We start from the raw sequence: 22,718 nt of genomic DNA, 5'->3' as shown, positions 1-22,718 counted from the left end.
TATACTAAAGAAATAAATTCATAAAAGACATTACTTAAGGAGAGAACGAAAATGACAGATTCATTTACAATACATACTAATGCGCCCCATTGTTTAAACTTTATGATTTATATTCAAAATATTTATCTCAACCAAAAAGAGAAAAAAGGAAATTTACGTTTTCCTTACATAGCAAAACAATTCAATTTCTCTACTAACTTTGAAGCAAATTTCAAAGAATTATGGCATTCACTTCGCAAACAAATTGCTAATGACAAATATGATTCGCAAATTTTTTATGATGAAAATCATATGTTTTATGAGAAGCTTTTTGATAATCATTTATGTAATGAAGACTCTTTTAAAGAATTAATATGTAGTTTTAAAGTATGGTGGACTAGCATAGTAGGTCAGCATTCATTAGAATGGTCTGTAAGTGAGTATAGTACGCAACTTTATAATGACTTAGTTGTATACTTAAAACAAACCGAAATAGAACCTTTACAACAGCTACATATTAGCTTACTTTATGACGATTGTGTATTCGTTACAAATAATACTACTTCTTACTCTGCTATTTTACCTACGAAACACTTTTTTATAAATTATAGAGATGTTGTTACTACATTATCGACATGTTTTCACGTTGCTTAGTATAACGATTACTCAAATAAAAAACTGAGGCGGATACCTCAGTTTTTTTGATAATTTATTTTATTGAAGATAATCCTTCAACAAATTCACCAATCTTATTTTGAAAAACATAATCAAAGTTATATTCTTGTCCTGTTAACTCTTCATTTACTAAGACGGTTGTTGCTCCTACTTCTCTCTTTGCGATTTCTGGGAATGAAGCGACAGGTTGTACTTTTAATGACGTTCCCATAACGATAAGCACATCTGTTTCATATAAACGTTTTATCGCATTTTGATATTGCGGCAATGTATCTCCATATAAAACAACGTCTGGATTTAAAATGAAATTACACTTCTGACAGCGCGGCACTTCATGATCAATCATATACTGCAAATCATATCCCGTTCTACACTTTGGACAATGTGCTGTTTGAAGCGTTCCATGTAAATCAATAACATGTTTACTACCACCTAATTGATGTAAACCGTCAATATTTTGCGTTAAAATCGTAATATCTTTCCCTTGCTCTTCTAGCTCTGCTAAAAAACGATGCCCACGATTTGGTTTATATTGATGAAACGTATTGATTTGAAAGATTTCTTTATAATGCTTCCAAAATTCTTTCGGACTTCGGTTATAGTACCCTCTTGATAAGTACATCTCCACATTCGCATCAGCATACAATCCATTTGCTGAACGAAAATCTGGGATACCACTTTCCGTACTTGCACCAGCTCCTGTTAATACTGTAATTTTCTTTGCTTTTTCTAAAATTGTACGTACTTCTTCAAATTGCACAAAAATCACCTCTATGTATATTCCTATACTTATTATACCAGTTGTTTACAGGAGGTGTCGTACAATTCATTCTACTTAATGCGTCGCGCCCCCAATTTCCACTATATCTACCTCAACTGTCGTCGTTACTTCAACTGCCAACTCTATCCCTTTACGAATAGTAGAAAGTGACATACTCGGTTGCCCTGGATAATTACTCGCTTGCTCTGGTAAAAACGGAATATGAATAAATCCGCCTTTCATTTTTGTATCATGTTTTTCTAGTTCATGCATGAGACCATAGAATAAATGATTACAAACGAACGTACCTGCTGTTTGTGAAACGGAAGCCGGTATACCTTCTTCTTGAAGTTTTTTTACAATTGCTTTCATCGGAAGTGTAGACCAATAAGCAGCTGGTCCTTCTTCTACGACTGGTACATCTACCGGCTGGTTTCCTTCATTGTCAGCAATTCTTGCATCATCAATATTAATTGCGACACGCTCTATCGTAATATCTGGTCTACCCCCAGCTTGTCCAATGCATATAATACATTCCGGTGCTAGTTCTTCTATATACTCTTTTAATACACTGATTGATTTATGAAATACAGTGGGTACTTGTTTACTAATAATCTTGTATTCTCCGATTGTTTTTTCATGTAAACTTTTTGCGACTTCCCAAGCTGGATTGATACTTTCTCCGCCGAACGGATCAAATCCTGTTAATAATACTGTTTTCATAGTTTTCTCCTGGTTTAAAATTCTTATAAAAACCTATAAATTGTTGGCGAACCAAGTCAAATGCCAACTACCGAAAAGGAATCTCACCTTTTTCCTGTCCGTAAGGGTTGTGACCTTTTCATTCACCTAGTGTGAAAGAATGACGGCAGGTTCCTGTTAGGAACGATCTGTTCTTGCATACTACCATTCATCCAAGTCAGTAGTATGCAAGAGGTTATAAGAAATAAACCAGTACCCCCCTTCTCATTTAAATTTTAAATACTACTTGTTGATTGTTCATATAAACAGTTTTGTGAAGAATGCTCCACAATTTCCAATTATGATATTCTTTCCACGTTTGAATTGTTTGTAACCATTTTTTATATACTTTTTGCGTATTCTTTTTACTTTCTTCCATGGAAGCAACAAGAATACGCAGTTTTGTTGTAATTTGGTTTTTTAATAATAATATAATTTCTTGTGGTAATTGTTCTTGCAATTCTAATCCACGTCTTGCGATCGTGAATGCGGCTGCTTCATGAACGCTAATACCGAAATTTTTACTATATTTTAATTTTCCGATCACACTTGTATAAGCGGGGTTTACTGTTTTAACAGAAAATCCGTTACGAAGAGCCATACGAATTAAACTGTTCAACATCTTTTTATACGTAAATTGATGGAAATTACGATTACTGTATTTATCAGTATCATGAGATTGTTGAAACTTTAAATCTTCTAAAACAATTCCACCTACATTGTTTTCCAATAACCTTGTTTTAATTTGTTGTACGATTTGTCCAATTATCGTTGCGCGTTTGTTTGTTGAAAATGTATTCAGATTGTGTAGATAAAAAATTTTTGAACCTTTAAAATTACCTTGTTTTGTACATAAACTAACTGCAATGCGGTCCGGATTTACATCAATTCCTGCAATTACATCTGATTGTGGTGTTTCCTTGAAATCTAGTACACGACCTATTTCTGTTTCATCAAACGTAATATTTATATAAAATTCATTTTGTTTACGAATGATTTCTACACTATATTTTTGATGCTCTATAATCGGTTTTCCTTTTGGATTTACACCGATTTGCTTTCCCATAACGACATTTGTAATTTGATGATAAAAACGATATGGAATCATAATCGGAACTTTGATTCGTGGGCTTTTTGTTTTTCCATTTGTTCGTCCTAATGGATTTGCAATTTCTAACCATCCTTGCCCACAATCATCAACTGTAATGCGCATGTTCAAATTCCCTTTTTTACTTTTATCTCCGCGAGAATATAATTGTCGTGTCCGCAAATCTTTCCATTCTTGATTGGATATCTTGTTTTTCATTCTTTCATAGAAATTTTTCCGCCCACCAAAAATAATAGGAGGTAATGTTTTATTTTTAATATGTTTTGCATACGTTTCAATTCTTTGTTCTAATTTTTGTTTTCGTTTTCTTAAGCCAATTAAACAAGTTTCTAATGCAACTTGTTTAGGTCTTTTTTTGCCGCGTTCATAATCATCTATTTTTTGTAACGTCTTTTCTAACTTTTTTTGATTGTTTTCTAGGTAAACAGGAAGAAGTTCTTTTTGAGAGAAAAGGATCCATTGCGCTTGTAAAATCGCATCTTCACAAAAACGTTTATTTAACAAATATTTAGGTTGTAGTTTTTTTATCAATTCTTTCTCGTTTTCGCCCTCAATCAAACGATTAAAACTATATCGTTTTGCACTTTCGAACGTACGGATTAAAGTAATTAAATCTTCCGTTTGTTCTTTTGTAATAGAATTGATTTTACAAGTACGTGTTGTTTTCATCCTTTCCCCCCTTTTCATCACCTGAAAATATTATAGGTTGAATTCTGTAAAATATAAAACCTGTAATTGTAAATTTTTATAGTTTTTTATAGATTCTCATTTACTGTTATTCCCTCCTAATTAGAAACGATATACAAGGCCGTACATAATAAACATATTAATAATGAAAATGGAAAGAGCAATTGGTACCTGTGCTTTAATAACGGCATTTTTATCTTTTAACTCTAAAAGCATTGCCGGTACGATATTAAAGTTTGCTGCCATTGGCGTAAGCAGCGTTCCGCAATATCCAGCAAACATACCAAGAGCGGCCATAATCGCTGGGTTTCCGCCGTGCATTTGTACAATTAAAGGTAAACCAATTCCGCCAGTAATAACGGCAAACGCTGCGAAAGCATTTCCCATTACGACTGTGAAAAGCATCATTCCTAAACAATACGCCATAACAGCAACGAACGGATACTCTGTCGGTAACACTTGTCCGACTAAATCAGAAACGACTTGCCCAACGCCAGATTTCGCGAAAATACCACCAAGTGCTGCTAACATTTGTGGTAAAATAACAGCCCAGCCGACAGCTTGTAATAGTCTGCTTCCTTCTTGTACAGGCGTTGTTATTTTCGATTTTGTAATACGCATTGCCGCAACGAATGCAAGTAATGCTCCTAATGCTAATGCTACTAGCGTTACTTTATCTGGATCAACAAGAGAAACATTTCCCCATTTGATTTTTCCTAACGTTAACGTACCGATAATTGTAAAAATAGGTATTAAAAGTGCAGGCATAAAAATTTTATTTTTTAATTTCTCCGCATGTTTCACACGTTCTTGTACTGGTGCTTCTTTCTCCTGAGATTTTGTTACTTTATTCATTGACGCTAACACAACCATAGCGAGTACGATACAGCCAACGTAAAACGAAGGAATTACATTTCCGAATAAAAATGTAACGGCAAACAACGCCCAAAATAAACTAGAACCAAATCGATTTGGATGCTCACGATCAAATGCGATACGAACAGCGATAAAGGCAACAATTATACCTAATACGTAATAGATTGTATCCATTGTGATGATGTTCATTTTATATTGCCTCCTTCTCTTCTTTTTCTTTTGATGTCATCGTTTTTGCTATATATTTATCAAACCTTCTAAATCTAATCCAGCTTACAATGAGTGCAGATATTGCAGTTGGAATACCCCAAAGCGCCATATCCCATACACCGACATGCATACCTACTGAATCGAAGAATCCTTTCATTAATAAAATGGCACCAGTTGCGATAAAAATGTCTTCTCCGAAAAACCAAGCTGTATTTTCCGCAGCGGCTGCATTCGCTTTAATCTTTTCTCTTAACTTTTCAGGAAGCTTACCGTATTTACCTTGCGCAGCCCCTTCTGCCATCGGTGCAACGAGCGGTCTTACTGTTTGTGCATGACCACCAATATTAAGACCTAGTGCTGCTGATGATTCTCTTATCGTAAAATATGACATTAATACTCTTCCAGTTGTTGCACCTTTTGATTTCGTTATAAGTGCTTCTGCTCTTTCTTTTAAACCGTAACGCTCTAAAATTCCGATTACCGGTAAAGTTAGTATGATAGGCATAGACATATATCTATTTTCTATGAAAAATTTACCGAACATGCTAATGACATCATAAAAGCTTAATCCTGAAACCATCCCCGTAACAATACCTGCAACCATAACGACTAATAGTGTATTTAATCTAAATAAAAAGCCCACTGCAACTAGTAATATCCCGATTAATTTCACCAATTCCAACACTTCCCCTCATTTTTTTATTTCGGTGCACATATAGAAATTTTATTATGTTCGAATGTTCTGTATATTTTTCTCGCAAATTGTACTGCTTTTTCTCCATCACCATGTAAACAGATTGTCTGCGCCTGAACTGCTACTTTCTCACCATTCACCGAATTTACATAGCCTTCTTTCACCATTTGAAGCACTTGATTTATCGCTTCATCTTCATTTTTTATAAGCGCATTTTCTTCCGTACGACTCGTTAAGGTTCCATCTTGCTTATACGTACGATCTGCAAAAGCTTCTTGTACGAGAGTTATATTGTATTTTTCCGCAGCCTGTATAAACGCCTCGTTATTTGCTAATCCGTAAAGTGATAGACTTGAATTCATATGATAAATTGCCTTTGCGATTGCATCTGCAATTTCCGGATTAGTTGCCGCCATATTATATAGGGCTCCGTGCGGTTTCACATGCTGCATCTTCCCACCAGCTGCTTTTACAAAAGCGTCTAATGCACCAATTTGATATAAAACATAATCGTATACTTCATTTGCTGAAACGTTCATGTTCCTTCTACCAAATCCAATTAAATCAGGAAATCCTGGGTGTGCCCCTATCGCTACATTATGCTGCATTGCCTTTTCAACCGTTTGCCGCATAACGGACGGATCACCCGCATGAAAACCACATGCAACGTTTATAGAGGAAACGAACGGAAGAATTTCATCATCATTCCCCATTTTATAAGCGCCAAAACTTTCTCCTAAATCACAATTCAAATCAATTGTAGTCATGATATTTCCCTCCTGCACTCAGCTTCGTAAAGCGATGAACTTTTTTAATAGATTCATATTTACTTCTTTTTCTATGTACAATTGTTCCGCTTCTTCAAGCGTAATATTCTCAAACGATACATAGTCCCCTGGTTTTAACTGGGCAAGAAGAGGTAAATCTACTGAAATGATATTTCCCATTCTCGGATAACCACCTGTCGTTTGCCTATCTGCCATTAATATAATCGGCTGTCCGCCATTTGGAATTTGAATGGTTCCATATGTAACTGGACTCGATAAAATCTCTTTTTCAACGGCTCTATTTAAAATTTCTCCTTCAACCCTATAACCCATACGGTCAGCGTAATTAGATACTTTATACTCTTTCGTAAAAAATGCCTTTTTGCTTTCTTCTGTAAATTGATCATATTCAAAACCAGTTATGACGCGAAGTTTAGGATACTTCTTATATTTTGGTAGTACGCTACTGCTAATTGCCCATTTTGTTTTTATGCGCTCACCCTTTTGTAAGTCTTGCATGAAAGGATGAGCCATTTCTGATCTTTCCCCAAGTTGAAAATAGTCTCCTTTTTTCAGCATTCTCCCTTCCATACCACCAATCGCAGCACGTATGTAAGTACTTTTGCTTCCCATCGTACGATCAATATAGATACCACCTGCAAAAGTCACATACGCTCTGCAACCCGTTTTCACTTTTCCAAAGCAAAGCATGCTACCTTCTTCCGCTAAAATGGGCCGCCATAATGGAATACGCTCACCATTTAGTAACGGTTCCATATCCGCACCGCCAATTGCGAGTAACGTCGTTTTCTTTATTAACAATTTCGGTCCCATAATCGTCATTTCGAGTCCCGCTTCATTTTCTTCATTACCAACTAACATATTGATCATCCGAAGTGCACTTTGATCCATAGCCCCGCCAACGGGTACGCCGTATTGTTGATAATGAGATCGTCCTAAATCTTGGACTGTTGTAAACATACCTGCATGCAAAACTTCTACATCCATTCTTTAGCCCCCTCAAGTGATACGTACTCTTCCTTCGTTATTGGGATAAATCGTAAATACATACCGCTTTGAATAAAGGTCGGTGTTTCTTCTTCCGGATTAAATAAAGAGATTGGTGTTCGGCCAATAATATTCCATCCACCCGGTGTTTCAAGCGGATAAATACCTGTTTGATTTCCGCCAATCCCTACCGAACCAGGAGAGATTTGTAACCGCGGTATTTCTTTTCTAGGTGTTTCTAGTTCTTTTGATAGTCCTCCTAAATACGGGAACCCTGGTGTAAAGCCTAACATATATACAAAATACGTTGTTTCACTATGTATGCGAATGACATCTTCTACTTGTAAACCGTGATAATGCGCCACCTCTTCTAAATCAGGTCCATATTCTCCCCCGTAACAAACGGGTATAGAAATATGTTTCACATCTCGTTTCAGCTCTTCCTTATACGTATCTAACATTCTAGCTATGTATTGGCATACGTAATCATACGGTCTTATCTTTCTATCATTTCCCTTCCATACTTCATACAAATTATAGTAAACGGCCAATGAAGTAAATGACGGAACGCATTCGATCATTCCTGTAAACGGATGTTGCTGCAACACTTGAAATAATCGTTGTACTTTTTCATATACATCCATCCCGATTTCCTCACCAAATGTAACAATAATTGCTTGATCCCCTAACGCAGAAAATTTCATCCTACTCCCTCTTTCTATGCCAAAAAGCCGAGTTCTTTCGAAATGCGATGTGCTGTCTCTTTCACCTTAGCGATAAAATATGGAATGTTACTTTCGCTGTACTCAATTGCTAATCCTGAAATACTAATGCCTGCTACAACCGTTCCATCATTTGCGAAAATGGGCGCTGCTATAGCTGCTGTATGATTTTCTAACTCCGAGTAGCTAATTGTATGTCCTTCCTTTTTCGCCATTTGTAACACTTCTAGCAATTGTTTCTTATCTACGATTGTTCCATCTGCAAACTGTTTGAAATCCGTTTCCTCTACGTACTTCTGTTTCTCTTCCTCGGTAAAATACGATAGTAAAATTCTCGGACATGCACCAGCATAAAGTGGCGCTCTTCTTCCAACCGCCGTATATACACGTACAGGCTGAACACCTTCCATCTTTTCCACATAAATCGCGTCATTACCATCTTGAATAATTAAATTAACTGCCTGCCCTAAATTATCTCTAAGCTCTTTCATATATGGAATCGCAATATTTCTTACTGATAATCTTTGCGAAACAAGTTGACCAAACCGTAAAAAAACGACTCCTAGACGATATTTCCCCTTTTCGTTTTTTTGTAAAAACTCCATTTCTTCTAACGAGCCAATTAAACGATAAACAGATGTTTTCGGCATACTTGTAAGCTGAACCATCTCTGTTAAACTGAGTTCTTCATGCTCATAAAACAACTCTAAAATATCCATTGTCTTAACTGCCGTTTTATTTATACTCATTCTATCTCCTTCTTGTTCCGAATTTCGGAACTTAAATTCCATTTTCCGAAACAAACATATAATTTAAAATTATAAAATATTCTATCAATTCTATCAATATATTTTTCAGCTACTTAACCTTTATGTAAAGTGAATACAAAATAAATTCTAGAAATAATGATGGTTCTCTTTCAAAAGCTCAAGTTATAGCAAAACCAAACGTTTAAATAAATGGGCATAAAAAAAGTATGGAAGAATATTTCTCCCATACTTCTTTCTTTATAGCGCTCTTACTTGTTTCAACGGCCAGAAAACAGCTTGTCCTTTTCCGACAATTTCATCTTCTGAAATAAATCCAAACATACGACCGTCTTTAGAAACTTCACGATTATCACCTAATACAAACACTTGGCCTTCTGGCACTTTCGTTTTTCCTGTAATTTGTTCTAACGTAAAGTCTGGAGTTAATACACGACCTGCTGCTTTTTCTTTAAACTCTTTTAAATATGGTTCTTCCATCGCTTTGCCGTTTACATATAAAACATCATTTTTATACTCAACTGTATCGCCTGGTAAACCAATTACTCGTTTTACTAAATCATATCCTTCTTTTCCATGGAAAACAATAATATCAAAGCGTTCTAATCCACTTATACTATAACCAATCTTATTGACGAGAACTCGTTCGTTATTTTCTAAAGTCGGCATCATCGATTCGCCTTGTACTAATGACGGTGTAAATAAAACACCGCGAATAATTGCGATTAATACAAGGGTAAATCCTATCGTTTTCGCCCATGAGAATAATTCTTTCTTCGTATTTTCCTTCATCGTTTCTCCTCTTTCTTAATTGTTTATTGTATAATTTGAACTAATTCTTGTACTAAATTAAGATCAATTTCAGCAAAACATGATTTCCCTTCTCTTACCGCTGTACCGACATGAGCTTGCGAAATTCCAGTTTCATTTAGCAATTGCTTTATATTTTCTTTCGTTACACCAGCTCCAACAACAAGCTGAATTTGACCATCGCTTATCTTTTGCATATCTGTAAGCACCGGAATATTATCAACTATATTCCCTTGTCCACCTGAAGTTAAAACGTGAGTCACTTTATGAAACTTCTTTAATGTTCTCATCGCTTCTACTGGATTTTCTATGTCATCTATTGCACGGTGATATGTGACATTTATCCCATCTACCACAGATAATAAATCCGCTAGTTTCTCTTCATCCACTTCATTTCTTTCATTTAATACACCTAATACAACACCAGCTACTCCTAATTTCTGAGCAACTACAATATCTTCTTTCATCATTTCAATTTCTTCTTCCGTATATGTAAAAGACTTCGCATGCGGACGAATCATAACATGAATCGGTATTTGTACTGCTTCTACCGCTTTTTTTATAAATGCATAACTCGGCGTTAAACCGCCTTCTGTATAAGATGAAATTAATTCAATTCGCTTCCCGCCAGCTCGTTCAATTCGTTTCACATCTTCTAAACATGTTGCAATAACCTCTAACATGAGATGACCTCTTTTCGTACTTTTTTCTTATTATACAGTAGGTGAAATAAGAAGCATAGTATTCTCCTATAAAACGATAAAAAGAAGAATGAAAAGAAAGATTTTTTCATTTGATAACATTTACTTTACGCTCATTCGTTTCCTCTCCAGAACCAGGGCCGTATTATTTATCCGCTTATAATGCAGATGGATCTGAAAGTAGTATGAGACTTCTGGTACAGCCTGAATAATAGGAAAAAGGAGTAACCTCTAGAACTTCATACTAGGTGTCACTCCTTTTTATTTTATAAAAATACTAGGTTTCCCCTATATATTTAGTTATTTTTCTTAACTACTTCATTATAATAGTGGCTAAAGGCTTCTACTAATGCGTCAACGGAAGCATACAGTTCTTCTGGTGTATTGTCTACCCCTCCCATTTCAATAAGTAATGCATTTGGAGAAAGGTCTTGATTATATACTCCGTTCCCGCTTTTACGATCTTTAATAAAAATTCCTCGGCTTAAACCGTAATACTTCTCGTCTAAATATGAATTTATTGCCGTTACTATTTTTTTATTTTTTTCAAAGCTAGGATTCTCTCGTCCTAAAATAAAATAGAGCCTCGCATAATTCTTTCCGTTAATATTTTTGGTTGTAATATTTTTTCGTGCATCATCTCTATGAAGGTCCATTGGAAACATAATATTTTTATCTTGTGCTAATTTACCTTGTAATATTTGACGAGATCCTTTGTAGGATTGGGCCCAGTTTAAATTTTTATTTCGCAGAAAGTCCCTCATATTTGTCGTATCATGTGAAACCCCTATTCCTTTCTCTTCTAACTTTTGTTTTAAATAGTTTCCAACAAACGTAATATTCACTTCATTATTTGTACTAGAGGCATCATTAGGTTTAGTAGCACCTGGAATGAGAGGAATAAACGACTCCCAACTATGTGTATGATAAATAAAAACTTTATTTTCACCGTTATTTTGTGTATTTGAATTGTTTTCTTTCTCACTTTTTGGATGTTTAACAGCAGTACCTTTATCTTGAATATTCTCTAAAGGAATGCTGGATTCTTCAGGAATGTTCGTATAATCTGTTCCTTCCCCGGCAATTAATATTTCCGAATAAAATTGATTCATATTTGGAAGTTCTCGAGTTAATAAGCTTCGAAGGTCATTTACATTAATATTTGTAGAAAGTGAAAGTAAAAAAGATTCCAAAGACGCTCGTCCTTTTTCTCTATGAAATTCTTCTGCAAAATAACGATTTTCACTGCCTATCATATACATAAGGCCTTTAGTAGAATTCGTTCCTAGTAATTGGTTAATATAATAAGATTTAAATACGTTCGAATTACTAGAAATGAAGAATGAAGTGAGAATACATATAATTGTGAATAAAAGACATATCATGACATACTTTATATTAAATACTTTCAGTTTCACTTTATTCATTTTATATCTCCCTTCATTTACTATATTCTTACGCATAATTTTTAAGTAATATGATTAATAATTTAATAGAATCGTCTCAACTACTATTTTTGCAGTTAATCTCTTTCCGTAAAGCAAACGAGGTTAATTTGCCGTGCGCAAATATCACTAAAGATTTTTAAAAGAAATGAAATAACCTGAGTCTACATTTGTATAGACTCAGGTTATTTCATTTCTTCATTTTCCATGTCAATGCCTAATTGGTCTTTCAATAACTTCATACCTTTTCTTGTAAGATGGACAGCCCGATTCTTATCCGTCTTTGTAATCCATTCCTGTTCAAAAAATAGTTTTGCTATTGCAGATCCTAACCAACCAGAAATATGGTAGCGTCTTTCACTCCAATCAAGACAAGGTTTTGCAAATACTCTCCTTTTTATATTTGCCTTTTCAATATTTATTCCAAAATTCAGAAACCATTTCTTACCTTGTTCCGTTACAATATATTCTCCTTCCTCTAAAATGATAAATTTCCTATGTAGTAATTTTTCAGCTATCTCTACACCAAGTTTGCCTGCAAGATGATCATAGCAAGTTCGAGCATAACGAACTTGTTTTAGTTGATCCGATTGTTTTAAAGAACGAACTTGGACTGTTGGTGCGATTGTTCCTAACTTTTCAAGCACTTCTGCTACCTCTTGATTAGCAAGTCGATAGTAACGATGTCTACCATGTTGTTCAACTTTAAGTAGATTCCCCTCTACTAATTTAGAAAGATGAGAACTAATTGTTGGATGTGACACTCTTGCCATATAAGCCAATTCACTAGCAGGTAGTGCTTGATTATTCATTAAACAATCTAAGATGATTGCTCTTGTAGGTTCAGCAATTAGTTTAGCAATATATGAGATATTCGGATATACATTCATATTTCGATGATACCCTAACTATTAAATTGATACAATTATTTTAAATTTAACAGTAAAGGAGAATGTATTATGAATGCAATTGATCTTAGTATATTAAATTTAAAAGAAACGAGAAGGCGCTCAGAAAAATTATGGATTTCTCTTCCCGATAATTTTCTTAATTGGAAGCCTGATGATGAGGCTATGTCCTTTGGTGAAATGATTCGTCACGTATGGAGTTCAACTTTTTACTATCATATGATTTTAAAAAACAACGGCTCAATAAACGACATACATTTCCCGTATGATGACGAGCCAATTACTTGTGTTAAAAAAGAGATCGAATTAGCACAATCATGTTTTGTCGATTTCATAGAATATGTTCAATCAATAAGCATAGCAGAGCTAGATTCAAGACTTATTGATCGAAGCGATGTTGGCTATCAACGATATTTAGGCGATATGCTATTACGAATTGCCTATCATGATGCGGTCCATGCAGGTCAATTTTTACAATATTTACGAATGGTAGATTTGGAAAGACCATTGATTTGGGATTAAATTCAGTAATTATTTACAAAGGTTCCAAACTGGCATTGCGATAAGAATTTTTCAATAAGAAACAATCACAAAACCATGATAACCATTTATATTAAAAACCTACATCTCAACTTGATACGTTCCTGCACATAAAAAGCACGCGTTCGATTACTAATCAAACACGTGCTTTCAAAATAACTATATTTCACTTAAATAATAAAGTTCAAGCTAAAAAAACTACGATCGAAACGCCGCATCCGCCAACATAGATAGTGTTGCATCATCCATCGGCGGATTGTGTAGTCCTGCCCTAACGTTTAAATAATAACGATGAAGCGGATTTTTTTCTGATAAACTTTTTGCTCCTACGATGCGCATTGATTTATCCACTATGGATATCGCCGCATTTGTTACGGCGTATTTCACTGCCGCTAATTCTGCTTGCAGTGACAGTTTATCTTCTGCCTCATCATATTTTTTCGCAATTTGATATAAAAAGACGCGAGCTTGCATAAGCTCGAGTTCTAATTCTCCAACTAATCTTCTAACATTCGGTAATAAACTAATAGAATGGTTTAAACTATTCGGCTTGTATGATCCCGCAAATTGAACTGCATAATTTCTTGCTGATTGTGCAATTCCTAAATAACATGCTGGTATATGTAGCAACCAACCAACACCCTTTTGTTTTACTTTCCCGCCCTTTACATCTGTAAAAAAGCGGTTTTCTATCTCTACATTTTGTAAGACAAGGTCGTGACTAGCAGTGCCTCGCATCGCAACGCTATCCCACGTTTCTTCAATGGATACACCGAGTGTATTTCTTGGAATAACAAACTCACCAACTTCTTCACGGCCTTCCATACTCGCTGAAATAATAAAATAATCAAGTACTGGCGCCATCGTTGTAAAAGTTTTCCTTCCATTTATAATCCACTTCTCGCCTTGTTGAACCGCTATTGTTTCTGGTTTACCGCCACGCGTCGGACTCCCTGTTTTCGGTTCTGTTGCTGCCCTGTTAAAGAGCGCACCGCTACGCACTTCTTCGCAAAACCATTTGAACATCTCATCATTCCAAGAACGATTTTCCGCCAGCTCTTTCACAATACCAAGATGCCAGCCAATCGATAATGCAGTAGCCCCGCAGCCTTCCGCAATTTTCTCTTGAAATAGAACGAAGTCATATAAAGAAATCGCACTACCACCAAATTCCTTCGGCAACGTTAATTTCGTATATCCGATATCTTTCAAATCATTTATATTTTCATACGGAAATGATCCTAATTCACTTAGTTGATGCTCCCTTTCCATGAACTTCGGAATCAATTTATTTATTTGTTCAATAATGAAAGATTGTTTTTCTGTTTCAACAAATGAGAGTGCCATACTATAATCTCCTTTATGCTCGATTCTTAAACCGTTCATTTTGTCATTATGATTATATGAAGCTACCTCTCTATTGTTTCACTATTCCGATAAAAATACAATGTTTTTGACTAATAAGAAAAGTTCCTATTGAAAGATAGGTTCTTTCCTTATTAGTCTCCCTTCAATGCCTTTAATGGCAACGAAGTTACATACCCAATATACGAGAATAATTCTTTAAAGAAGAATGGTATTTCTGTATCTAACGTTTTATATGCTGATGTCGGCGTTGGTGAAGCATATGCTTCAATATTAATATGTTTTGCGATTCTCATTGCGCGTTTCATATGAAGTGGATCACTTACAATCGTGTATGTCTGTATTCCGTTCTCAATTCCAACTTGCTTCGCATTTTTTAAATTTTCTTCAGTGAAAAGAGATTTTGTTTCAATTAAAATATCTTCCTCTTTTACACCCTGTTTCATTGCATATACTCTTGCAGTACGCGCTTCCTCAAGTTCTGCCTCGAACTTTGTACCACCTGTAAAAATAATCTTTTTAATATTTCCGTTCTTATATAAAGAAATCGCATGATTAATTCTTTCTTTAAATACAGGAGATGGTTTTCCGTTCCATGAAGCTGCTCCTAGTACGATACCAGCATCCGTTTTCACGTCATCATTTGCTTTAAAACGATAACTCCAAATATCGTAAGCTGCATAACTTACATATAAAATAGCAGAACAAATCATTAGTAAAAATACTTGAAAGATTCGTCTTTTCTTACTCTTCTTATTTTCTTTCATTTGTAATTGCCTCCGTACATCATCCATACTTCTATAAAAAAACATTTATATCAAATCGTTTTGTTTGAGTTTGTTTAAAAGAAGGAACTTTACTTTTTATTTATGTATAAAAGGGTTTTCATTTAAAATTGAGGATTATCAATTCATTTTCATTTGCGGTTTTCATTACATGTTTTAAATTCATAAGTTTATTACCATACAACTACATTGTAACGAATTTTTTCTCAGAAGGGAACGATGAAACAAAAGGAATTAAAATAAAGTAGCATTTTGTAAGAAAAAAGGTATATTTTTCATGCCTTACGAACAATATACCTTTCAAAACACGAATTATAGCTTTTCTTTATACAACTCTAATTTTTCTAACAATTGTTTTTTCACGTCTGGCCATTCACTCGAGATAATACTGTACACAACTGCATCTCTCACATAACCATGCGGTAATTTTCTTTCATTTCTAAGCACACCCTCTTTTACTGCACCTAACCTTTCAATTGCTCGTTGTGCTTTTTCATTTCTTGCATCCGTCTTAATTTGTACCCTGAGCATATGCAGTTTTTCAAAAGCATACTGGAGAAGCATATACTTACACTCTGTATTGATACTCGTACGCTGGACACTTGGATGATACCACGTTTGTCCCAACTCGACTGTTTTATCTTCTACTGAAATATTATATAGACGTGTACTTCCTACAATCGTATTCGTCTGTTGATCCACTACAACGAAAGGTATTTGAGAACCCTTTCCATAACCTTGTATCGCTTTTTGAACGTACTGCTGCATATCTTGCACACTATCCATTTTAGAGATTAAATACGCCCAAATTTCCCGATTTCCTTCTACAATCGAAAACAAAGTTTCGACATCATTACCATCCATTAACCGTAGCTTTGCTCTTTCGTGAATGATTTCCATTTGTAAGCCCCCTTTTTTCTTACTATATCACAGAAATAAACATTTAATTATACAGATGTTAAAACATTAAAACTAACTTTTAAATGTACTTAAAATTCAAGTTTTAATACCTTCTTACATAATAATCCGTAAAAGCCTGTAACAAATACCGTGTCCATCCCATTATAGCAAGCTACATTTATATTGGTTTCATTTCATGTAAGGTTTTTCTTTTTCTAAAGATCTATATACGTTCTTTAAAAATTTGCACACCAAAAATACTATTATTTCTACAAAAGATTATTTTTTCATTTATGAATCAAGTTTTTAGTTTGATAGAATGGATAATTATGGATAAAAACCCAAAAATACTATATAATAATAAAGTGAAAGTTTTACAGTTAATTCATATGGGGAAATGGGAGGATATAAAAATGCTAGATCAAATTACTTGGGGAACGCCAGGCAGCTTATTATGCTTAGGATTCTTTTTTGCAGGATTAGGAATTTTCTTAAGAAGTATTACGTCATATACAAAAAACAAATAAAACATCAAAAAGGTTTAAGTTTTCACCTGAAAATATAAACCTTTTTCGTTTTAGGGTATTTACTTAATAAAAATAACAAAAGAAGCCTTCCTTTTACAGAAGGCTTCTTTTGTTATAGCTTTATCTTTTTAAAACTTTAAAGTAACAAATAAGCAATCGGCGTAATAATAAGTAACGTTAAAATCGTTCTTTGTACGTAAAGAATAATAAGTTCCGATACTTTTAACGGAATATCTGTCGATAAAATACAAGGAATAGAAGCTGAGAAAAACAATATAGATGATACCGAAACCACCGCAATAACAAACTTTGTCACAAGTGGTGCACTTACAACTAACAATGATGGTAAAAACATTTCCGCAATACCAACGGATGCTGCTTTAGCAGCTAAGCCTGCTTCTGGTAATTGTAAAACCCATGTAAAAGGATAGAAAATATAGCTGATCCAATCAAATATTGGCGTGAATTTCGCTAAGACGATACCAATTAAACCTACTGACATAATAGATGGTAAAATTCCCATTGTCATAATAAATCCATCTTTTAAATTCACCGCGATATTTTTCATAATACCCGGTGCAGACTTTGATACTTCTAACGCATCTTCCCAAGCGCGTTCTAGCATTTTCTCTTTATAAACAGGCTCTGGGAATCCTTCTTCTGTTACATATGTATCTGGTTTTCTACTAAGTGGCGGGATTCTTACGGTGATAGCAGTTACGATGAATGTTACAACGAGAGTAGTCCAAAAATAAACATTCCATAAATGCATAATGTCTAATGTTTTTGCGATGATAATCATAAATGTAGCGGATACTGTAGAAAAACCTGTAGCGATAATAGCTGCTTCTTTTGTTGTATACTTTCCTTCTTTATAAACACGGTTCGTAATTAATAAGGCTAAGGAATAACTTCCAACGAAGGAAGCAACCGCATCAATTGCTGACCGTCCCGGCGTTTTCCATAATGGTCTCATAATGGGTCTACAAAACGTACCGATAAATTCTAGTAATCCGTACCCGACTAATAAAGCTAAAAAAGCCGAGCCAATTGGAACGAGTAAACTTACCGATATTACTAATTTTTCATATAAAAACGGTCCTACATCTGGTGCAAAGAACCAAGCTGGCCCTACTTTCAAACAATATAGTACGCCAAAAACGACGCCGGTTACTTTTAAAATAGAAAAACAAATGTCTACGAGGGATACATTCCATTTTTTCGTATAAAACGGATAAATCGCACCCATTATCATAACAAGTAGTGCGTAATAAGGTACGAAGCTCGGAACCGAAGTCCGAACCCATGATACGATATGATCAATCATAATGGACGAAGCACCGTTTATCGTAACTGGTACGAAAAACATAAATACCCCAACGAGACTAGCGAGTATAAACCGAAGAATAATCCTCTTCTCACTCCCTGTCTTAATTACATTCCTTTTTAATTCAATTTCACTCAAAATTCGACACCTCCTATTTATCTAAAAATTCTGTATAATTATATCAGATTCCTCCTTTTGATTTCTAATATTTAATCATATGAAAAAGCCTATTTTAAATAGGCTTTTTCTATTACCTCCCATAATCATTCACAATTACTTGAATGACACGATACGATTCTTCTGCCACTATCTTATTACTAATCTTATTTGCATCATACGTAATTAACGCCTTCCAAAGTGCCCATCCTCTCGCTCTATTCCACGTTTCTTCATCTATTTGCAGCACTTCTTTAAATATCTTTCTACTACTTTTATCAAAAAATGTCCATGACATCGCTGCATCACAAGCCGGATCCCCTACTCCTAAAATACCAAAATCAATGACGGCACAAAGCTTTCCATCCTTAACGAGTAAGTTCCCTGGTGCAACATCTCCATGAATCCAAACTGGCTTGCGCCTCCATGTTGACTGAAGTGCTACATCCCAAAGATGCTTTAATACTGTTTCATCAAAAACGTCCTTATTATTTTCGATAGCCCCCCTCGCCTCTTCATCATATACAGATATAAGCCCGCCTCGGTAAAAATTATGCGCTCCAGCTATCGGTCCTTTGCTCGCATCAATGGATTGCAATTCCACTAAAAATGATCCTAAGTGTGCCGCAAATTCACTTAAGTCACGAACATTTTGTTTCGTAACTGTTTCTCCCTCTATCCACTTATTAATAGACCAAGGCCATGGATACGCTTCAGACGGATTTCCTTTCGCAATTGGTGTAGAAATCGGTAAAGAAAGCTCCTTACTTAATATAGGTAACCACTTGTTTTCTTTCTCTACTTGCGGTGCATATGCCGCATCACTTGGCAATCTTACACTCATCTTATCACCTAATTGAAATGTCCTGTTATCATGCCCACTAAACTTTACAGGTTTCACCTCTAAATGTGCCCATTCAGGAAACTGTTCACTTATTAACCTTTTAACTAAACCTGTATCAATTTGATTCATTCACTATCCCCTTTTCTTTTGAAACTTACTAAGTCCATCTGTACTGCCAACATAATCAAAACCATTTTTCTTATAAAAATCATTCAACGTACGATTATGTCCAACGCAATCCAACTTCAAAAACTCTTTGTCATGTTGTACATTCTCTTCTATCCACTGTAAAATCCATTCTCCTATTCCGTTACCTTTATACTTCCGTTTTACCGCAAATCTATGAATATATAATGAATTAGAAACTTCCTCTTTACCAAAAATATGTTCATCCCATTCATTTTGTTTAGGAGATACTGTAACTGTACCGATAATTTCATCTTCTTTCGTAATCACATATGTATATTTCTCTCTTATACCTTCTAGTATTTCATCCGTAGCCTCTCCTCCTAAAAGGTACTGCCACTGGTCCACTTCTTTATGTTGTAGCCATTGTGCTACTTCTTTTAATAGTGTGATAATACTATCGCTTTCCTCTTCCGTAGCAGTTCGAATTATATATTCTTTAATTGTAGTTCTCTCCATATTCCTGTTCTCCTTTCATATCCTTACTTCTTTTACTAATTTTCGTTTTATACATTATATACCAAAATGAACCACTACACTTTCAAGATATCTATTTTACAGCTTGTATTCAAAAAAAACCGTCTCACTACTAGTGAAACGGTTTTAATTCCTTAAACACTCACTTCGTTTTCACAAAGTAATATAAAAACCACACCGCATGATTTTGTTCATCGGCAGCTATTCTACGCAGTAACTCTTTCAAATGTGTATCTGATGTCTCATCTGCAATTTCCAAATAAAAATCCACTGTCTTCTGTTCATCTTGTATGGCGAATTCTAATCCTTGTAAGTACGTATTCGAACATTCTTCTGTAATTTGTGGTTTTGGCTGCTGACCAGTTAAATTTGTATAGATCTGTACAAACTGATGAAAATGCTTTATTTCATCATTACGAATTTCAAGAATTTGATTTCGTTCTACCGTATTTGGAGCCATGTTAGCTAATTTCGCGTAACAATTTATAGCACTAAACTCTCCGTTAATTGCTTTCTCAATATCACGAATCAGCTTATCATTTTGCCTATACCAATCATAATAATTCGAACTATACATCATATCCCCTCCATTATTTCACATAACACTTTATGCAATTTGAAATAGTAGGAGCATGTATACAAAATGAACCACAAATAAGAACTCTTCATCTCCCTATAGACGAATAATCATTTCACCACAAAAAGAACGCTTCACTACGAGTGAAGCGTTCTTTTTTCTAAGCGTTTAATTCTGTTTTATTTTCCTTTATTGCACTACGTTTGAAAGCAGTTACTAAAATAATAACCATACTTACCGCACCAATCCACACAAGCACAGTAAGGGGTGTACTCCAGCTTAATCCATTTCCAAAGAAGAATATTTCTCTAAGTCCTTCAATCATAAATCGCATTGGTAACCATGAATAAACCCAATCTTGATAAAATGGAGACAACATTTCAGGTGCTAATGATAATAACGGTGCCCCGAAAAATAGTAATAAAGCGAATAAACCGATTCCTTTTAGTCCAACTAATGAAAGTACCGCCGATATCATTAAGAAGAAACTAAAGGATGTAATAGATAAAAACAGTGCCGTATCAGTGAAATTTGAAATATTTAGTCCTACCATTCCATCTGCAATCCATGTAAGACCGAACCCAATAACAAGTGCGGCAATTGCGCCTGTTACAATTTGCTTTAGCTTTAATACAAAGTTTTCGTTTCTTGTACGAATCGGCATTTTACTTATCGTAATAAAGATAATCGCTGCACTCGCTAAACTTGCAATCCATAATGGTTGGAATAAAGAAATTGGTGAATTACCGTTCGCACTATTTTTGCCGATTTCATTTACATTTGTCACTTTCTTTGTAATAGGTGTTACTAATTTCGCAGCTTGGTCTGTTGTTAAAGTAGCCCCTTTTGCTTTCAGTCCTTCTAATATTTGTTTACGAACATTGTTGTTCATATTATCAACTACACTATTTAATATTTGCCCTGCCATAGTTGATGCCGCTGTATTCATTCCTTGATTGATGAATATTTCTACCTCTGGCGAAGATGGCTGTGGTGTTCGTAATGATGCTTGTTTTGTACTAAAGTCTTTCGGAATGACTAATGCTGCGTAATACTCTTGATTATTTAAGCCTTTTTGAACTGCCTCTTTATTTTTCACTTCTACCCACTTCACCGCAGGTTCTTCCTCTAATTTTGATGTCTTTTTCATATTATCAACAATCGTTTGCCCCATGTTCATCTTCGGTTGATTCGGAATTTCTACCCCTTGATCTTCATTTACAATTGCAATTGGCAAGTTTTTCGGCTGAGGTTGAACAGTTGGAAATAATGTTAATGAAAAAATAAAAACTACAAGTAGGGCTATAACTGGTGATAACAATAAAAGTTTATTTTTAAACATATTCTTTTCTCCTCCTTACATTTGATTTATAATAACCAACAACGTGTTGTTTATTTATATTTTGAATTATATGTTCGAGTTGAACCTTATACAATAATCAAAAATCGTGAATGTGTCGGTTATAAGACACATTCTTAAAATGTGTTGGCTAAAATGAAGGAGGAACATGCTTTGCGCAATAGTAATTTAGATTTACGTGTTGTTCGTACGAAAACTGCCATACGAAATGCATTGGTGGAATTAATTGAAGAAAAAGGTTTTGACGCCATTACAGTGAAAGATATTACAACGAAAGCAAACATTAATCGCGGTACTTTCTATGCGCACTATCAAGATAAATTTGATTTAATGACAAAATGCCAAGAAGACATTATGTATGAGTTTTCTAGCATTGCCAAAAAGAGATTCCCAGAAGTGATTGCGGATCTCGGATCGAATCCTTCTCCAACAATGCCGTTTCTACTTATCACTTCTATTCTTGAATTTCTAAATGAAAATAGTGATTTTATGAAAGCTGTATTAAGCCCAAAAGGAGATTTATCTTTTCAAACAAAGTTGAAAGACTTTATGTGGAAAACATTATTTGAAGATACGAATGGTGCTCTCATTAATAAGGAAAATTTACTTGTTCCAAGCCAATACTTAACGTCTTATATGGCATCCGCTCATATTGGTGTCATTCAGCAATGGTTAAATAGTGGCCAAAAAGAAACACCTGAGGAAATTGCTCGTATTTTATCAACAATCGCAGTTCATGGACCTTTTTATGCAGCTGGCTTAAAGAAGTGAGTTATTGCAAAATAAAAAGATCATCCACTATTTATAGCGGATGAT

24 protein-coding genes are annotated in these 22,718 nt (G+C 34.8%); 3 read left to right on the top strand and 21 right to left on the bottom strand.

The window, feature by feature from the left end:
- Positions 1 to 51 precede the first annotated feature (51 nt).
- Complete coding sequence (locus AC0L0O_RS09105; protein ID WP_000132278.1) at positions 52 to 633, top strand: hypothetical protein; 582 nt, start codon at positions 52 to 54, stop codon at positions 631 to 633.
- A gap of 55 nt (positions 634 to 688) precedes the next feature.
- Here the strand turns inward: AC0L0O_RS09105 and AC0L0O_RS09100 are convergent, their stop codons facing one another.
- The 13 genes from AC0L0O_RS09100 to AC0L0O_RS09040 form a co-directional block, all read right to left on the bottom strand.
- Entirely contained in the window at positions 689 to 1,423 is a 735-nt protein-coding gene (locus tag AC0L0O_RS09100; RefSeq protein WP_134188615.1) for an NAD-dependent protein deacylase, read from the bottom strand.
- A gap of 66 nt (positions 1,424 to 1,489) precedes the next feature.
- A complete protein-coding gene (gene pcp / locus AC0L0O_RS09095; protein WP_000859730.1) occupies positions 1,490 to 2,137 on the bottom strand; it encodes a pyroglutamyl-peptidase I in 648 nt (215 codons plus the stop codon).
- Positions 2,138 to 2,384: 247 nt separating this feature from the next.
- The gene (locus tag AC0L0O_RS09090) at positions 2,385 to 3,932 is read right to left on the bottom strand and encodes an IS200/IS605 family accessory protein TnpB-related protein (RefSeq protein WP_473785737.1); all 1,548 of its coding nucleotides are present in this window, start codon (positions 3,930 to 3,932) and stop codon (positions 2,385 to 2,387) included.
- 120 nt (positions 3,933 to 4,052) lie between these two features.
- Positions 4,053 to 5,015 (bottom strand): DUF979 domain-containing protein, encoded by a 963-nt coding sequence (locus AC0L0O_RS09085; protein ID WP_001021671.1) that lies wholly within the window; start codon positions 5,013 to 5,015, stop codon positions 4,053 to 4,055.
- A 1-nt stretch (position 5,016) separates the two neighbouring features.
- A complete protein-coding gene (locus tag AC0L0O_RS09080; protein ID WP_000239804.1) occupies positions 5,017 to 5,712 on the bottom strand; it encodes a DUF969 domain-containing protein in 696 nt (231 codons plus the stop codon).
- 23 nt (positions 5,713 to 5,735) lie between these two features.
- Positions 5,736 to 6,497: a 5-oxoprolinase subunit PxpA gene (gene pxpA / locus AC0L0O_RS09075; RefSeq protein ID WP_375361775.1), complete on the bottom strand. Its 762-nt coding sequence runs from the start codon at positions 6,495 to 6,497 to the stop codon at positions 5,736 to 5,738.
- 18 nt (positions 6,498 to 6,515) lie between these two features.
- Positions 6,516 to 7,505, bottom strand: coding sequence for a 5-oxoprolinase subunit C family protein (locus AC0L0O_RS09070; RefSeq protein ID WP_042511088.1), 990 nt, complete (start codon positions 7,503 to 7,505; stop codon positions 6,516 to 6,518).
- Complete coding sequence (gene pxpB, locus AC0L0O_RS09065) at positions 7,496 to 8,209, bottom strand: 5-oxoprolinase subunit PxpB (protein WP_000672256.1); 714 nt, start codon at positions 8,207 to 8,209, stop codon at positions 7,496 to 7,498. The genes AC0L0O_RS09070 and pxpB overlap by 10 nt, the downstream gene beginning before the upstream one ends.
- Before the next feature lie 14 nt (positions 8,210 to 8,223).
- Complete coding sequence (locus AC0L0O_RS09060) at positions 8,224 to 8,976, bottom strand: IclR family transcriptional regulator (RefSeq protein ID WP_000026380.1); 753 nt, start codon at positions 8,974 to 8,976, stop codon at positions 8,224 to 8,226.
- 258 nt (positions 8,977 to 9,234) lie between these two features.
- On the bottom strand, positions 9,235 to 9,786 hold the full coding sequence (lepB, locus tag AC0L0O_RS09055) for a signal peptidase I (protein ID WP_000662493.1): 552 nt from the start codon (positions 9,784 to 9,786) through the stop codon (positions 9,235 to 9,237).
- A gap of 23 nt (positions 9,787 to 9,809) precedes the next feature.
- Entirely contained in the window at positions 9,810 to 10,487 is a 678-nt protein-coding gene (locus AC0L0O_RS09050; protein WP_000895088.1) for a copper homeostasis protein CutC, read from the bottom strand.
- Positions 10,488 to 10,801: 314 nt separating this feature from the next.
- On the bottom strand, positions 10,802 to 11,932 hold the full coding sequence (spoIIP, locus tag AC0L0O_RS09045; protein WP_473785736.1) for a stage II sporulation protein P: 1,131 nt from the start codon (positions 11,930 to 11,932) through the stop codon (positions 10,802 to 10,804).
- 203 nt (positions 11,933 to 12,135) lie between these two features.
- Entirely contained in the window at positions 12,136 to 12,840 is a 705-nt protein-coding gene (locus tag AC0L0O_RS09040; RefSeq protein WP_072180355.1) for an ArsR/SmtB family transcription factor, read from the bottom strand.
- A gap of 69 nt (positions 12,841 to 12,909) precedes the next feature.
- Between AC0L0O_RS09040 and AC0L0O_RS09035 the strand changes: the two genes are divergently transcribed.
- The gene (locus tag AC0L0O_RS09035; protein ID WP_000991257.1) at positions 12,910 to 13,380 is read left to right on the top strand and encodes a DinB family protein; all 471 of its coding nucleotides are present in this window, start codon (positions 12,910 to 12,912) and stop codon (positions 13,378 to 13,380) included.
- 216 nt (positions 13,381 to 13,596) lie between these two features.
- Here AC0L0O_RS09035 and AC0L0O_RS09030 read toward each other — a convergent pair whose 3' ends face one another.
- The 8 genes from AC0L0O_RS09030 to AC0L0O_RS08995 all read right to left on the bottom strand — a co-directional run bounded on the left by AC0L0O_RS09030 (position 13,597) and on the right by AC0L0O_RS08995 (position 21,884).
- Positions 13,597 to 14,745, bottom strand: a complete 1,149-nt coding sequence (locus AC0L0O_RS09030; RefSeq protein WP_001218391.1) for an acyl-CoA dehydrogenase family protein — start codon at positions 14,743 to 14,745, stop codon at positions 13,597 to 13,599.
- A gap of 152 nt (positions 14,746 to 14,897) precedes the next feature.
- Positions 14,898 to 15,530, bottom strand: coding sequence for a YdcF family protein (locus AC0L0O_RS09025; protein WP_000662215.1), 633 nt, complete (start codon positions 15,528 to 15,530; stop codon positions 14,898 to 14,900).
- Positions 15,531 to 15,860: 330 nt separating this feature from the next.
- Positions 15,861 to 16,448, bottom strand: a complete 588-nt coding sequence (locus AC0L0O_RS09020) for a GNAT family N-acetyltransferase (protein WP_473785735.1) — start codon at positions 16,446 to 16,448, stop codon at positions 15,861 to 15,863.
- Positions 16,449 to 17,111: 663 nt separating this feature from the next.
- Positions 17,112 to 18,440 (bottom strand): YjiH family protein, encoded by a 1,329-nt coding sequence (locus AC0L0O_RS09015; RefSeq protein ID WP_042511086.1) that lies wholly within the window; start codon positions 18,438 to 18,440, stop codon positions 17,112 to 17,114.
- Positions 18,441 to 18,552: 112 nt separating this feature from the next.
- Positions 18,553 to 19,431, bottom strand: coding sequence for an aminoglycoside phosphotransferase family protein (locus AC0L0O_RS09010; RefSeq protein ID WP_473785734.1), 879 nt, complete (start codon positions 19,429 to 19,431; stop codon positions 18,553 to 18,555).
- A 3-nt stretch (positions 19,432 to 19,434) separates the two neighbouring features.
- The gene (locus AC0L0O_RS09005) at positions 19,435 to 19,947 is read right to left on the bottom strand and encodes a GNAT family N-acetyltransferase (protein WP_000442619.1); all 513 of its coding nucleotides are present in this window, start codon (positions 19,945 to 19,947) and stop codon (positions 19,435 to 19,437) included.
- A 160-nt stretch (positions 19,948 to 20,107) separates the two neighbouring features.
- Complete coding sequence (locus AC0L0O_RS09000; RefSeq protein WP_000287402.1) at positions 20,108 to 20,542, bottom strand: ferritin-like domain-containing protein; 435 nt, start codon at positions 20,540 to 20,542, stop codon at positions 20,108 to 20,110.
- Positions 20,543 to 20,702: 160 nt separating this feature from the next.
- On the bottom strand, positions 20,703 to 21,884 hold the full coding sequence (locus tag AC0L0O_RS08995) for a YhgE/Pip domain-containing protein (protein WP_473785733.1): 1,182 nt from the start codon (positions 21,882 to 21,884) through the stop codon (positions 20,703 to 20,705).
- 171 nt (positions 21,885 to 22,055) lie between these two features.
- Between AC0L0O_RS08995 and AC0L0O_RS08990 the strand changes: the two genes are divergently transcribed.
- Positions 22,056 to 22,673, top strand: coding sequence for a TetR/AcrR family transcriptional regulator (locus AC0L0O_RS08990; protein ID WP_001246196.1), 618 nt, complete (start codon positions 22,056 to 22,058; stop codon positions 22,671 to 22,673).
- Positions 22,674 to 22,718: the final 45 nt, after the last annotated feature.

The organism is Bacillus sp. GS3m_15504 (assembly GCF_055825275.1).
The sequence above is the reverse complement of the archived record's forward strand: the minus strand, read 5'-3'. Positions and strand labels throughout refer to the sequence as shown.